Raw genomic sequence first — 14,157 nt, 5'->3', positions numbered from 1 at the left:
TTATTTTGTGATACTGTCTAAATATATCACATTCAGTATGCAATGCCACAAACACAGTATAGCAAAACTCGTAAAGCTACTTTTAATCTCACTGTACATATTATTTTTGTCACTAAATACAGACGTAAGGTTTTGACTAATTTAATGCTTAAGTCTTTAGAGCAATATTTTTTAGCCATTCTCAAAGCCTGGGATTGTGAGATGGTAGAGTTTAATGGAGAACAAGACCATGTACATCTTTTAGTCAGCATTAAGCCGAACAAAAGAATATCTGATTTGATTGGCAATTTAAAGTCTTCTAGTTGCAAAAATCTATGGAGAGACTATCCTGTGCTAAAGGAGAATTACTGGGGCAAAAAAGTTCTTTGGACACCTAGTTATTTTGTAGCAAGTTGTGGCGGTGTAACTATTGAAACTCTTGAGAAATATATCCAAAGCCAAGATAGACCTGAGTAGGCATTCCTCCCCCTGCGTAGCAGGAGGTTTCCTGCCTAAAGACAGATGAATTACAGGATAAGTTTTTAAATTTTCAATCTGGGTTAAAACGTTTTCTTCGATCGCAATTCTCAATAGTTCTGCTTCATCACAGTCTTTATGGTTTTCTTTGAGAAGGCGACGAATTGGTTCGCCATGATGCTTTAACCAATCGTAAACCAAGGGCATATCCTCATTTAATTTATTAAGCTGCAACAGAGCCTTCATGCTGCCACAGTGGGAATGACCGCAGATAATAATATGCTTGATATTTAAAGCTGCCACTGCATATTCAATTCCTGCCCCTTCACTACTGTTGAGAGTACCGTGAGGCGGAATCATGTTACCAATATTGCGGATGACAAATAGCTCCCCTGGCTTAGTTTGGGTGAGCAGGTTGGGGTCGATCCTCGAATCCGAACAAGTTATTAATAGAACTTCTGGAGCTTGTTTTAGGGAAAGCAGTTGAAAAAATTCTTGGTGAGTACTAAAGTAATTGTCTTGAAATTCCGTTAATCCTTGAATAATTCGTTCGATAGGCATTGATAACTCCGAAAAATCTGAATATCTTTTTGCTGGTGGCATAAGAGTTTCTCCTTATTAGTGATTGATCCAAGTTGCTTGTGTCACTAAACAAATTCCTCCCACCTTTCTGAGTAATGGTGTAACTTTCTCCGTTAGAAAATCGAGCTGTTTTTCGTTGGTACACACGGTCAAAATATAAGTATTGCTAAATGCTCTACCTAAGTCACTGTCGGTCATCCCGCGATCGCCTTTCCCACTGGTGTGGTCGATAACGGTGTAGCCCGATATATCGATGTCTTGCAAAATTTTTAGTACTCGTTCGAGTTCGAGGCTATTAATAATAATTTCTACTTTGTGAACTGGCTGCATGGCTTAAACAAATAGGTGTTTGATTATTTCTAAGTAAAGGGGAATGCCCACAATAATATTGAAAGGAAACGTCAGGGCTAATGCCATAGAAACATAAAGACTAGGGTTAGCTTGGGGTACGGTCATTCTCATAGCTGCGGGGACGGCTATATAAGAAGCACTAGCGCACAATACAGCAAACAATAAAGCATTACCCACTGTAAAACCCAGTACCTTGGCAATGCCAATACCAACTAGGGCATTAAGAACAGGAATGAATACGGAAAAGCAGATTAAAAACGAACCAGTATTACCTAAATCTTTAATTCGTCTAGCAGCAACCAAACCCATATCCAATAAGAAAAAGGTCAATGCACCGTAGAAAATTCCTTGGGTAAAGGGTTCGAGCTTTGTCCAGCCTTCTTCTCCTGTTAAAACGCCGATCATTAGACTTCCAACCAACAGTAATACTGAAGCATTGAGAAAGGCTTCTCGCAACACTTCCGACCAAGAAAAATCTGAATCCTTATCCTTTTTGGATTTTTGAGTTCTATAACTACTTTTAATTTTGAATGCTGGCTGATTGGTAATAGCCATTGCACTAGACGCTGAATACTGAGAACTATCTAATTCTGTATTCACCATACCCTGGCATTCAATTGTCTCCACCGCTAGCTTTTTATTTTCAGCAAACATTTTGACCAGAATAATTCCCACTACAATTGCAGGAGATTCCATCAAGGCTAAAGCAGCAACCATGTGTCCCCCATAGGGAATTTGCAGCTTTTCTAAAAAAGAACTAGCGGTAATAAAGGTGACAGCACTAATCGAACCATAGGTAGCCGCGATCGCTGCTGAGTTGTAGCTATCGAGCTTGGTTCGCAGAATAAAGAAGGTATAGATTGGCACTAAAGCAGCCATTACAACTGCTGCAATTAAAGTGATACTGATTTGCAGATTTATCCCACTTTCTGAAAGCTCGTGACCACCTTTAAAACCGATGGCAATCAACAGATAAAGAGAAAAAAGCTTGGGTAGGGGGGCAGGAATCTCTAGATCGGATTTAACAAAAACAGCAGTCATCCCCAAAAAGAAAAATAAGACTGGGGGATTCAATAAGTTAAACAGAATTAAACTGCCATCCATAAGTTGCTCTAGTTGATTATTTACAAATCTTTAACTTAGGATACTCAGATAATCTTAATAAAACAGTGAGAAAATTCTAAGAGTTTTCTTAGATATGTATCTATCATCTAAATCTGAAGACTACCCTTTGCTCGACTCTGACTAACCATCCATTCAGCAACGATTAAATTGAGAACCCAAGATAACCAAGCGACTATGATATAGGACTGAATAAACTCAACCCCAATTAATTCAAAGACAACCTGCCATAAGCGTAACGTAACCCCAGCAAAGGTTAGAGCGTAATTTCTGACCATCCATCGACGATGAAGTTGGATTTTGCGATCGCGAATATGCTTATAAGCCATATATCCACTAAATAGCCAGACTATAGCTAAGATTGCAAATCCCAACCGAGCGATAAATCCACCATAAGCTAGAAAAGCCATATATAAACCGCCTAAACTACCGAATAACACGCCCAACATATAAATTTTTCCCAGCCAACGATGCAGCTTGAGATACCGCTTCGTAATACTTTGGGGCAAAAATTGGAATGGACCAATAGCGATCGCTAACATTGCTCCCACAATGTGAATCGAAATACCAGCTCGATGAGCAATATAAACTGCCTTTTGTTCCTCAAAATAAACCTCTGAATTTAAGGTCAAATATCTACTAGCCACCAGAAATAGTAGTAAAGCCAATGCAGTCATGACAATCCAGCCAATTTGTTTAATTGAACGAATATTTGATGAACGAACATTTTTGTTTTTCAGCATTATTTTTGCTTCAATTATTAAAGTTCACCGTGAGGGTATCTGGAGTTTTTGCTTTGACTTCGGGAGGAATCCTAAATGAAACCGATCGCTCTAGATCTTCTTCTTGATAGCGGAGGGTAAATATTCCTCCATGAAGATTCATCTTCGGCATAATTAAAGTATTGGCTTTTCCTGAAACTACGCAGTTTTGGTTTTTGCAACCATCACTTTGAAAAGATACTTTCATAGTCTGATGATCTTTCCAGCTATATTTATTTAATTCAGGTAGGGGAACGGGAATGGGAATCAATCCTAAGCCAGCATTAAGTACTCCTGAGATCAAACCATCCTTAACTCTGGTCGAATGCCATAACTTAACTCGATCGCCTTTTTTCTCGATCTGAATCCATTCGTCCTTTTCGCCCGAACGGTCTAAACTAAGCTTGATAATTTCGATGGAGTCCTGACATTGAGAATTGAAGGGAAACCTACTACAAAAAGATTGGCGATCGAGCTGATGAGGCTGAACTATAGCTGGTTGAGGTTGCAAATCCCGACATTGGGAGTTTAGAGGAAACTTACGACACAAGGATTCATTAGCAGGATTGATTTCTCGGGCAGCGACAGGGAAAGTGCCGTTTGTGTTTAGCAAAGCTGTGGTGGCGAGCAATCCTAAAATTAGTTTTGGATAGTTCATGGTATTAAATATTGCTAATGCGAATAAATTTCATACCATTGAGCCTAAGGATTTGCATCCTGGTTTTCAATTGCCGTGAGTCATCTAAATTATGACTTTAGTAATATCAGAGGTCACCTCATGAAACCATCAACACCAAAGCGTTTTATGACCTTCGTCACTTATCACATTACTCGTGAAGGTGAGATATTAGTACTAAACCCTTTAACTAGGTAGGCATAATTAATCTAGATCGTTCAATTAATCTCTAAAATCACTAAGCAAAAAGCCTGTCTGCTATTGGGAATTTCTTTGGACTCTTTATTCAGGTTTTGCTATGAGACGATTAAAATACTTGTTTCAGGATTGTCCGATGGTAAGGGTCAACAGTTGGCTAAATATAGTTTATTGCCCGATCTTGATTCTGCTCTCGCTAAAAATTGGGCTTGACTTCAAAGCGATCGCTTTGCTTCCTATTTTGATTGTTCTGCGCTTTGGCAACCAAGCAATGCTCGATCGCCAAAAAAAGCCTCAGCTAATTAACTATGTCATGCTACTGGTAGAGTTCTGGCTATTGATTTGGTTGAGCCAGGGTATTAGTGGTGACTGGTCATCGACAATATTTTTAATCTACACCGCTAGCGTAATGCTAAATTATCCCGTATATGTGGCGTTTCCCTTTGTTTGCACTGGCTATTCTATTTACCTTTTGATATTCGATCGCCAATTTTTAAACCTGAATATCTATTTCTTAAATTTAATTAATTTTTCTTTATTACCCCTGGCTGTATTTGGTGTACGCATCTTGATTGGGCAACGCCAGCATATTTTACAACTCAATCAAAGAATCCAATCCCAAGCTGAATTGAGTATTGAAATGACCAAACTGAAAGAACGCAATCGCCTGGCAGAAGCGATGCACGATACCATCGGACACACTCTAACTGCCTCGATTGTGTCCTTAGAAGGAGTAAGCTTGTTATGGGAAAATCGCCCTACAGAAGCGATCTCTCTCCTCGAATCCGTTCGCGAACAACTCCAAGCAGGTTTGGGGGATATTCGGCAAACAGTCCGCGCTTTAAAAACAGATACTCTAGCTGATTATGTCAATCTTAAAGATAGTCTGATTCAATTGGTGGAGCGGGTAGGGAGACAAACATCGGTGAAAATAGAGCTTCAGTATCTGATTCCAGTTGATTTGTTGCCTATTCAGGAATATGTCCTCTACAGTCTGGTTCGAGAAGGGATTACTAATGCCTTCAAACACAGTCAGGCTGACTATATTCAGATTGTTTTTGCACAAACTACTCCCGACTGTATCGCTTTGACAATTGTAGATAATGGAAATGGAGCAAAATTATTTGAGCCTGGATTCGGCTTAACCCATCTTCGGCAAAAGGTTGTGGCACTGGGAGGCACTTTCTCAATTGATACTCATGAACAGGCGGGATTTAGTCTTCAGGTATTGATGCCTCTAACATTAGAATTGCCGATCGCATCTTCTAGTAAAGCTACAAACCCTAAATAACATGATTAAAATAGCCTTAGTTGACGATCGCCCATCTATGATTACTGGTCTTCAAGCCTTACTCAGTACTCATGAGGATTTTTCAGTGGTTTTAACTGCTAACTCTGGAGAAGAAATTCTAGAGACATTGCAAAAGTTAAATATGACTCGATTTAGTTTAAATTCAATACCTGCTTCTAACTTTCCTGATGTGGTCTTGATGGACATTAGAATGCCTGGAATGGGTGGTGTTACTGCAACTAAACAAATCAAGCTATTGTTCCCACAGCTTACTATTCTGATCCTGACTACCTTTGATGATGATGAGTTTATTATTGATGCTCTCCATTACGGAGCTTCGGGCTATCTTCTCAAAGATATCGGTGGAAAGCGTCTAATTGAATCGATTTATGAGGCACTATCGGGAAATTTGCTCTTAACTGGACGAGTGGCAACTAAACTAGCCAGTAATATTCATCATACTCAACAACATAATAGCGATCGCGCAATTAAGCTCGAAGATCTGGGCTTTACCGAACGTGAATTAGAAATCGCCCAGCAAATCGTTTTAGGTTTCAACACTAAAGAAATCTGCGCTAAGACATTTTTGTCCCTTGGTACGGTGAAAAATTATACCAGCAGCATCTACGCCAAGCTTGGAATTAACCAGCGCAGCAAGGCAATAGTTGCACTCCGTGAGATTTTGAAAAAGTAAAACTGTCACCAAGTCAGTAGCAAAATAAATCAAGATCGAAATCTTGCCGTCGGACTCGATTTAATTGTAGATATAGGCAAATCAACCTCAAAAGTAGTTAACTTATCAATTTGACTAGTTGCTGAGATCTGCCCCCTGTGGCAACGCACGATTAAAGCTGCGATCGCCAATCCCAAACCCGATCCTTGAGTATGGCGATCGCGATCGAGACGATAAAAGCGATCAAATATGTGAGCTAAATCTTGCTCGGCAATTCCTCTACCTGTGTTACTAATAGAAATACTAATTTTTTGATAATCTAGTTTGGTTTCAAACTGAATTTGACCATCAACGGGAGTATATTTAACCGCATTATCCAAAAGATTTAAAAATAAGCTAGTCAACAAATCACAATCACCCCAAATCAATAAATTGGGTATAATCTTTACCTTTAAATCGATGTGACGTTCCTCTGCCAAAAACTGAATTTGCTCGATCAAAACCTCTAGTAGATCGGTGAGATTTACCTCCACAAAATTGCTTTGTTTCTGTTCTAAACGAGCCAAAAACAACAATCCATTAGTTAGACGAATTAAACGATCTGTATGGCTTTCTAAATCTTGCAATGTAGCCTTATATTCCCCAGGAGTACGTTGAAGACTCAAAGCTACGCCAATCTGTCCTTTAATCACGGCTAAAGGGGTGCGTAATTCGTGGGAAGCATCAGCAATAAAACGACGTTCGTGTTCAAACGCTAATTCAATGCGATCGAGCATTCGATCTAAAGTCATTGCTAATCGCCCAACTTCGTCTGTTTTCCCTTGATAGTTAATGCGATAACTTAAGTCATCACAATCAATTGCTTCAGCGGTACGAATAATGCCAGCGATCGGATTTAAAGCCCGATCTGCTAAAAACAATCCACCAAAACCTGCCAATAATAAAACCACTGGAAATCCAAACAGCATCAGTAATAAAAGATGCTTTAAAGTTTGGGTAATAGGATTGAGAGATTGAGCTATTTGTAGCCATAGTTGCTCTGATGAGGCTGAAGATTTATTTAATTCAGCTACAGCGAAATCTTGATTGTTAAGTAGCAGGGGAATACTATAAACTCGCCAAACTACTGTCTGAAGCTTTAAATTTTGATAGCCTTTTTGTTGGGGTACAAATGAGTTCACAATTCGGCGATCGCCAAAACTATCTACAACTTTGCCATTATCATCGACGATCCTACCGACAAATCCTGAATTGGCTAACTGTTGTTCGTGTAGTTGAAACGGCTTGGTATTTTTAAAATGAGGTGAATTGCGATCGACAGACAAATTGGCAACAATCTCTGATGTAGTGACTTCTAAGGTAGTGTCTACCTGACGAAGTAAACCAGACTGCAATTTCAGATATAGATAGCTGCTGAAAATAATTAAAGTACAGCCCAACAGCATTACATACCAAGCAGTTAACCTTACCCTCAAAGATTTTTTAGCTCGCTCGAATAGTTTTATACAAGTAGATAAGATGTGGAGGATCGGCATGACAGTCAATCTATGACTCGGTTTTCAAACAATAACCGACACCTCTGATAGTGTGAATTAAAGCTTGAGGATAGCCTTTATCAATTTTGCGTCGGAGATAACCAATATAAACATCTACCGTATTAGAATTACTACAAAAATCCAGATTCCAAACCCTTTCGCCGATTTGAGTCCGAGTCAAAACGCGATCGCAATTTCGCATTAGATATTCCAGCAGATTATATTCTAAAGGGCTTAAAACTATTAATTTATCTGCTCTACGCACTTCTCTTTTGACTAAATCCACGATCAAATCTCCTGCTCTTAAAACAGTATCAAACTGCAACGGTGGACGACGCTGTAAAGCCCGCAAACGAGCCAGCAATTCAGAAAAAGCAAAGGGTTTAACTAAATAATCGTCTGCCCCCAGATCCAAACCTGTTACCCGATCTTCTACTGTATCTCTAGCAGTTAGCAACAACACGGGAGTGAGTATTTTTGCCGAGCGAATCTTTTCTAGTAGCTCTAGACCACTAATTTTGGGCAGCATAATGTCTAAGATAATCATGTCGTATTCGTAAGCATCCGCTAAATCTTGACCTGCTTGACCATCTACTCCATGGTCAATGACATAACCTGCCTCTTTAAGTCCTTGAACAATAAACTGAGCAATTCCTAGTTCGTCTTCTACTAGTAAAACTCGCATAAATTAGCCAATTATTATCAATGAACATCTTATTCTAGGCTATTTTAAAATCTAGAAGCGTCTTTCAAATTAACTCTGATTACTTAGCTTAAATCCGACGACGCAACTTTCTCGCATTTCGTTCGGAAAAATACAAGATAACTGTCAATAGCAGAAAAGCGATCGCTGAAGATAATCCCCTCGACAGGGACAGACCTCCTTTATCAATGGGTTTAGTCAGAAAATCACTAAAAGTAGCCCCAAAAGGTCTGGTAAATATGAATGCCAGCCAAAATAGAAAAATATCATTGAGTTTAGTTGCATAATGAAGAGCAACAACAACGCCAATCACGGTAGCCGTTAGTAATGCCCCCTGGATGTAGCTCAAACCCATATTATCGGTCAGAAAGTCGCCAAAAGCCGTCCCTAAACTATTAGAAAAGACGATCGCCAGCCAGTAGGTAGTTTCGGCATCTTTTTTAATAATGGGATAAACGCTCAAATCGCGATCTCGGTAGTACCAAACGGTTAAAACCCCTAGAAGACAAGCTACCAAAACCAGAGAACCTACTGCATACCCCAGTCCTAAAGAGCGATCCATCAGGTCTGAAACTTCTGTTCCCGCAGTAGTTGTGGCGATAATGGCTAACCAATAAAGTGCAGGGCGATATCTGTCTGCGTTGATTTGGAAAAATAAAAGAATGGCTAGGATGGCAACTGTAATAGCAAATCCAACATAGTATCCTAACCCTAAAGACATTGAAATAAAATCACCAGCTGTTTCGCCCAAGGTTGTAGCGATGATTTTCATGATCCAAAAGAAGATCGTAACTTGAGCAACTTTATTCATTTTAATTAAGCTATTTTCTTCTGTTTCATGGTCAAGTAAACAATGAGGATGGAGATCGTAGTAGTGAAAGCAATAGTTGTTCCCACCGTACCGAAACCAAGCCCACCGTTCTTAACTGGTTGGGATAACAAATCGCCTAAAGATCCCCCCAGAGGACGAGTCAATACATAAGCCAGCCAGAAGGTTAAAACTGCATTCATACCGAAGCGATAATAAGCGATCGCAATTAAAGCAATTACTAACCCAAATAGCAGTGCGGATATAGCATAACCCAACCCCGTCCCCTCCGCTAACAAGTCTCCTGCTGCCGTACCCAAGGCAAAGGTCAATAAAATAGCAGCCCAGTAAAACAGTTCTCTTTTAGTAGTTTTAATCGAGTGCATCGCCAATGTACCTTCACTGATATACCACCAGGCAAACAACCCCAACAAAGCAACACTAAAAGCTACGGTAGCACTTACAAGACTGACTCCCATTTCATCTACGAGGCGATCGGTAATTAACGTGCCAACAATACTAACTAGAACTACTACTACCCAGTAACTAAGGGGTACATATCCCTTGAGCCTAAACTGATTAAAAAGTACCATTGCCAACAAGGCACTCATCAGATAAGAAGTGCTGGCTAAACCAAAGTTCATCGTAAATGCGAGAAAATCTGCCCCAGTTTCACCGACGGTAGTTGCCATGATCTTAATAATCCAGAAATATAGCGTTACTTCTGGAACTCTATTCAACATCTTCTTGTTCACGATGTTTTATTGCTGTTTAATTTCTAATGGACAACTTACTTTAAGAATTAAATGTCAGGAACTTTGCAAGATCTTTGTACTATTTTTATTTCTATCAAACAAACTGTAAATGTCCTATTTTCACCTGTCGTCTAATAGCTGGAATATAACTTAGCCAACCCATTAATCCCAGCCGATTTTTGTGTCTGTCAAGATAATGCCATTGACCAGTCAATCTAATTCCTGATTCCCAGACTTGTATTTCCTTTAAATTTTTTATTCCCCACTTATAGGAAGCATTTATTTTGAGTTTGCCAGAATTAAGTCTACTGTTTTGAGCCAAAAATACGCCTAAGGAATCAAATATTATTTCTGATTGAGAAAAATTGCTTTTAATAGTACTAAATAATTGCTTTACTTCTATTTCTGAAAAAAACATCAATAATCCTTCAGCAATAAACAGTATTTTTCCTGAAGCTGTTTCTTTAACTTTTTTAATCCAGCTGAAGTCTAAAGCAGAATAACTTAAATAATGAAGTCGTTCGGATTCGCCAATTAGTTTGTCCCAAATTGGTTTGACTACTGGTAGATCGATACAAAACCAATCAATCGAGCTATTATCAACTCTAAAATATCTCGTACATAGACCAGTTCCTAAATTAATAATTGTGGCATCAGGATATTGGCTGATAAACTTTTTGACTAATTCATCTATAATTTCAGTTCTGATGGCGATAATAGCTTGACTAAATTGGGAAGCACATTCGGAAAAATCGTAATCAATTCTTTTTACTATATCGACAGATTTATAATCTCTAATAATTCCGTCTTTTCTTTTGGTTTCTAGACTTCTCAAGTAGAGAGTAGTCAACAGAGTTTCAGACACTCCCTTTAAATTATCAACATTCAGGTCATAATTCATAAGTATTTATTTTCTAAGAGATACATTACCTTAAAAAATAACTGTCAAGAACTTTGCAAGATATCTACTAATTTTTACTATTTTGACCGAGGTTATTCTTAGTAATTAAAACTGTTTTAATCTTTTAAAAACTGACAATCTTCCCTGGGCTAGCTAACGCTATAGGTAGGCGTACTATAAAACAAGTGCCAATATCTATCTGACTGGTAACATCAACCGTGCCTTGATGTTTATAAATAATTGCCTGGGTAATTGCTAATCCCAATCCCGAACCTCCTTGGTAATAAGAACGAGAACGATCTCCACGCCATAGGCGGTCAAAAACTAAATCGAGATGCTCGGGAGCTATACCAATTCCCGTATCTTCTATATTTATTACGACTTCTCGACCAAGGCGATTGCTACTTACCTCAATTTCTCCCCCAGCAGGGGTATATTGAATCGCGTTTTGGATCAAATTGGTAAAGGCTCTAGCTAATTTAGCTTCGTCCCCGATTAACCACAAATCATAATTAATCTTAGCTTTAAGCTTAATCTGTTTACCCTGTGCTTGGGGTCTATATAAACTAACTAAATCTGTCAGTAAAGTCGTCAAATCGATTTTATTAAATTCAAAACTAGCAACCTTATCAGTGCGGGTTAGGAGCAATAAATCCTCTGTAAGCTGGGACATTTGATCCGTGGCAAGAGCGATCGCCTTAAACTTATCTCCGTCACTAGATCGCATTCCTTCTGGGTAGGTTAAAGCCACTTCTGCATTAGTGCTGATTGCCATCAAAGGACTTCGCAGTTCGTGGGAAGCATCGGCGGTAAACTGCTTAAGACGCTCAAAGCTCTCTTCAATCGGCTCCATTGCCTGACGATTGAGCCAACCGCTTCCCAAACTACTAAGAACTGTAGCAACAATTGCCCCTACAGCCAACCCGACATCAAGGCGAGCGATCGTTTCGTCTACTTCTTCTAAAGATTGAGTGGCACGAAGATAGCCGATTAACTGCTGATTGTTTTTGTCCAGAATGGGTAAGGTGATCACCTCAAGCCCCTTGTCATCTATTTGATTCCGAACAGTTGGCTCTGCTTCAAAAGGTAGAGTAGAAATATAGCGAATATTACCTTGCTGTTCTAATAGTTTTCTTTCAGCATCAAACCATTGAAAAGCCTGCTCTGCTTCTTCTAATAATTGTGGTGGAAATTCTATCTCCCACTCAAATTTTCTTTCGTCAACTTCTGCGCTAGCTGCCGTACTTAGGGCGATCGCCATCAGCTTTTCACTTGCCTGTTGTTTGAGATTACTAATAAATACCAGACGTACTGCCAAAGCCGATCCTAGAAGTACTAAAGCCAGTACAAGTAAGTTAGATAGAAATAAACGATAGCGAATCTTTTGGAACATAGTGGCGTTGAGCCTAATTTTCTAATGAACCTAAATGTACTGGGTGGGATAATAGTTATTTAGTCAAACTTTTAAAACAATAATTAGACTTATTTGAGTCAAACTTATTTAAATTAAATCTTTGAATCAAAAAGAAAAACACTCTTGTTTATTTTTCTCATATCTTATTTTTCTTAATTCATATAAAAGTAAGCAATGTTAAGCATTTTCTCAAATTGAATGCAGATATCACATCTTATTTCACATTTGGAAATTCTTAAAATCTATTACCTGCTTGGTTTTTGGAAATTAGATGCGTTACCCCTGGGATATAATTAAAAGAGGACAAGGACAATTATCTAAAAAGGCACTAAACGATTAACATTCCATAACTTATTCAAGTTTTATAAATCAATGAAAAGTATAGCTCAAAAACTTAAATATACTGCTTTGGGAATAGCTAATGCGATTATATTATTAGTTATTTGGAGTTTTATCGAACCCCGCATGCTCAATGTCGAAAATGAAACGGCAGAAATTCCCAATCTTCCCGCATCCTGGTCTGGGAAGCAAATTGCTCAACTTACAGATTTTCAAATCGGATTATGGGGTGACAATCGCGGGACAGCACGTCGCAGCGTAGCAAAAATAGTTGAGGCTAAACCAGCCATAGCATTAATTAGTGGTGACTTCCTTTATCATCCAGGAGAGAATATAACACCAGAAATTGAAACTGCTGTCGATATAGTTCGTCCTTTAGTCGAAGCTGGTATTCCTACCTATGCAGTGTTGGGCAACCACGATTATGGAATGAGTAGTAAAAAAGCAACACCTAAAACACAAGAAGCCGAACGATTAGAAATAAAATTGGAGGCTGCTGGTATTAAAGTACTCGAAAACGAAGTAGTACAACTACCATTGTCCGGTAGTAACGAGCCTTTGTACTTAGTCGGAGTAGGTTCGCTATGGGCAAGCAGAGACAATGTAGACAAAGCCTTAGATAGTGTTCCAGATAGTAGTCCCAGAATTGTAATGATTCATAATCCAGATACGTTCGAGCAGTTTCCAGTTAATTCAGCACCATTAGCAGTAGCAGGACACACTCACGGCGGACAGGTACGAGTACCAGGTCTGCCTCAATGGTCTTGGTTGAGATTTACTCAAAAAGATAAAGTATACGCTGATGGTTGGGCAAAAGGCTTTGGCGAACCTAGTAATCGGCTCTACGTTAATCGTGGCATTGGCATGAGCATCGCACCTATACGTTTGTTTTGTCGGCCAGAATTGACTTTCTTTACTCTTCAACCAGAGGAAGTTAGTTAATAGATGAACATTCAATTAACCATAATTCATCTTGCTTTTCAGATCGAGCAAAAATAAGTTGCTTAACGACGTGTATTTAGTTTCTCCTCTACGCTAGCACCTGGGTTATGTTTCCAGCGATCGCCTACGTGGGCATAAATAGATGTAGTACGTGGATCGCATGACCGAGCAAATCCTGCACTTGTCTTAAGTCCGAACCAGTTCTCAAAGCCAGTGTATCAGCAGTATGCCTTAAACTATGAGCGGTAAGAATTCTACCTGAAGTGTGTTTGAGATTGCATTCAATCAAAGCGCGATCGCATATCTCCCAAATACTGCGTCTGGATAATTGCCCAGCTTTATTGTTGTTACTCAAGGAGACAAAAACAAAATCTGATGATTTAATCTTTGGGCAGCATCAAATCTAATAAAATCAGGTCAAACTCCGCCCCTCGTGCGTATTCCCAGCCTTCTAGACCATCTCTAGCAATTTCGACTACGTGATGTTCATTTTTTAATCCTTCAGCTAAGGGTTGAGCAATGCGATCATCGTCTTCTACTAATAATATTCTCATGGCTTTTTTGCGGAAGAAGTATATCTAAAAAAAAGGTCTTGCCTAGGGTGTTGATTTTGAGGTTGATTAACAGATAAAATGTCATATGAGTTCTCT

General features: G+C 39.0%; 14 protein-coding genes and 3 pseudogenes. 4 read left to right on the top strand and 13 right to left on the bottom strand.

The genetic code is table 11. The annotated features are described in order from the left end of the window. Positions 1 to 42: 42 nt before the first annotated feature. Positions 43 to 381: pseudogene (gene tnpA / locus I4641_RS24255) on the top strand (IS200/IS605 family transposase); the annotation flags it as partial. Here the strand turns inward: tnpA and I4641_RS17870 are convergent. The 5 genes from I4641_RS17870 to I4641_RS17850 all read right to left on the bottom strand — a co-directional run bounded on the left by I4641_RS17870 (position 334) and on the right by I4641_RS17850 (position 3,930). Next, positions 334 to 1,059 (bottom strand): carbonic anhydrase, encoded by a 726-nt coding sequence (locus I4641_RS17870; RefSeq protein WP_229641943.1) that lies wholly within the window; start codon positions 1,057 to 1,059, stop codon positions 334 to 336. The pseudogene tnpA and the gene I4641_RS17870 sit on opposite strands and share 48 nt — an antisense overlap. 15 nt (positions 1,060 to 1,074) lie before the next feature. Next, on the bottom strand, positions 1,075 to 1,368 hold the full coding sequence (locus I4641_RS17865) for a P-II family nitrogen regulator (RefSeq protein WP_229641942.1): 294 nt from the start codon (positions 1,366 to 1,368) through the stop codon (positions 1,075 to 1,077). 3 nt (positions 1,369 to 1,371) lie between these two features. After that, complete coding sequence (locus I4641_RS17860) at positions 1,372 to 2,493, bottom strand: sodium-dependent bicarbonate transport family permease (protein WP_229641941.1); 1,122 nt, start codon at positions 2,491 to 2,493, stop codon at positions 1,372 to 1,374. Positions 2,494 to 2,600: 107 nt separating this feature from the next. Continuing rightward, the gene (locus I4641_RS17855; RefSeq protein WP_229641940.1) at positions 2,601 to 3,254 is read right to left on the bottom strand and encodes a DUF2306 domain-containing protein; all 654 of its coding nucleotides are present in this window, start codon (positions 3,252 to 3,254) and stop codon (positions 2,601 to 2,603) included. A 10-nt stretch (positions 3,255 to 3,264) separates the two neighbouring features. Further along, positions 3,265 to 3,930, bottom strand: a complete 666-nt coding sequence (locus I4641_RS17850) for a hypothetical protein (protein WP_229641939.1) — start codon at positions 3,928 to 3,930, stop codon at positions 3,265 to 3,267. Between the two features lie 316 nt (positions 3,931 to 4,246). Here I4641_RS17850 and I4641_RS17845 point away from each other — a divergent pair, with 316 nt between their 5' ends. Continuing rightward, complete coding sequence (locus I4641_RS17845; protein ID WP_229641938.1) at positions 4,247 to 5,437, top strand: sensor histidine kinase; 1,191 nt, start codon at positions 4,247 to 4,249, stop codon at positions 5,435 to 5,437. A gap of 1 nt (position 5,438) precedes the next feature. Next, complete coding sequence (locus I4641_RS17840; RefSeq protein WP_229641937.1) at positions 5,439 to 6,131, top strand: response regulator transcription factor; 693 nt, start codon at positions 5,439 to 5,441, stop codon at positions 6,129 to 6,131. Positions 6,132 to 6,160: 29 nt separating this feature from the next. On the opposite strand, the gene I4641_RS17835 is transcribed toward I4641_RS17840, so the two are convergent. From I4641_RS17835 to I4641_RS17810, 6 genes are all read right to left on the bottom strand, one after another. Continuing rightward, the gene (locus I4641_RS17835; RefSeq protein WP_229641936.1) at positions 6,161 to 7,645 is read right to left on the bottom strand and encodes a sensor histidine kinase; all 1,485 of its coding nucleotides are present in this window, start codon (positions 7,643 to 7,645) and stop codon (positions 6,161 to 6,163) included. 10 nt (positions 7,646 to 7,655) lie between these two features. Then, the gene (locus I4641_RS17830; protein WP_229641935.1) at positions 7,656 to 8,330 is read right to left on the bottom strand and encodes a response regulator transcription factor; all 675 of its coding nucleotides are present in this window, start codon (positions 8,328 to 8,330) and stop codon (positions 7,656 to 7,658) included. Between the two features lie 88 nt (positions 8,331 to 8,418). Further along, the gene (locus tag I4641_RS17825; protein ID WP_229641934.1) at positions 8,419 to 9,159 is read right to left on the bottom strand and encodes a COG4705 family protein; all 741 of its coding nucleotides are present in this window, start codon (positions 9,157 to 9,159) and stop codon (positions 8,419 to 8,421) included. A 5-nt stretch (positions 9,160 to 9,164) separates the two neighbouring features. Then, positions 9,165 to 9,899: a COG4705 family protein gene (locus I4641_RS17820; RefSeq protein WP_263858265.1), complete on the bottom strand. Its 735-nt coding sequence runs from the start codon at positions 9,897 to 9,899 to the stop codon at positions 9,165 to 9,167. 106 nt (positions 9,900 to 10,005) lie between these two features. Further along, the gene (locus I4641_RS17815; protein ID WP_229641932.1) at positions 10,006 to 10,812 is read right to left on the bottom strand and encodes a class I SAM-dependent methyltransferase; all 807 of its coding nucleotides are present in this window, start codon (positions 10,810 to 10,812) and stop codon (positions 10,006 to 10,008) included. Between the two features lie 124 nt (positions 10,813 to 10,936). Beyond that, positions 10,937 to 12,205: a sensor histidine kinase gene (locus tag I4641_RS17810; RefSeq protein WP_229641931.1), complete on the bottom strand. Its 1,269-nt coding sequence runs from the start codon at positions 12,203 to 12,205 to the stop codon at positions 10,937 to 10,939. 393 nt (positions 12,206 to 12,598) lie between these two features. Here I4641_RS17810 and I4641_RS17805 point away from each other — a divergent pair, with 393 nt between their 5' ends. Further along, positions 12,599 to 13,507 (top strand): metallophosphoesterase, encoded by a 909-nt coding sequence (locus I4641_RS17805; RefSeq protein ID WP_229641930.1) that lies wholly within the window; start codon positions 12,599 to 12,601, stop codon positions 13,505 to 13,507. 62 nt (positions 13,508 to 13,569) lie between these two features. Here I4641_RS17805 and I4641_RS17800 read toward each other — a convergent pair. Together I4641_RS17800 and I4641_RS17795 are read right to left on the bottom strand one after the other, a co-directional pair. Then, positions 13,570 to 13,874, bottom strand: a pseudogene (locus I4641_RS17800) (tyrosine-type recombinase/integrase); the annotation flags it as partial. Positions 13,875 to 13,893: 19 nt separating this feature from the next. Continuing rightward, positions 13,894 to 14,061: pseudogene (locus tag I4641_RS17795) on the bottom strand (response regulator); the annotation flags it as partial. Positions 14,062 to 14,157: the final 96 nt, after the last annotated feature.

Origin of the sequence: Waterburya agarophytonicola KI4 (assembly GCF_020640915.1) — a bacterium.
GTDB lineage: Bacteria > Cyanobacteriota > Cyanobacteriia > Cyanobacteriales > Xenococcaceae > Waterburya > Waterburya agarophytonicola.
The sequence above is the reverse complement of the archived record's forward strand: the minus strand, read 5'-3'. Positions and strand labels throughout refer to the sequence as shown.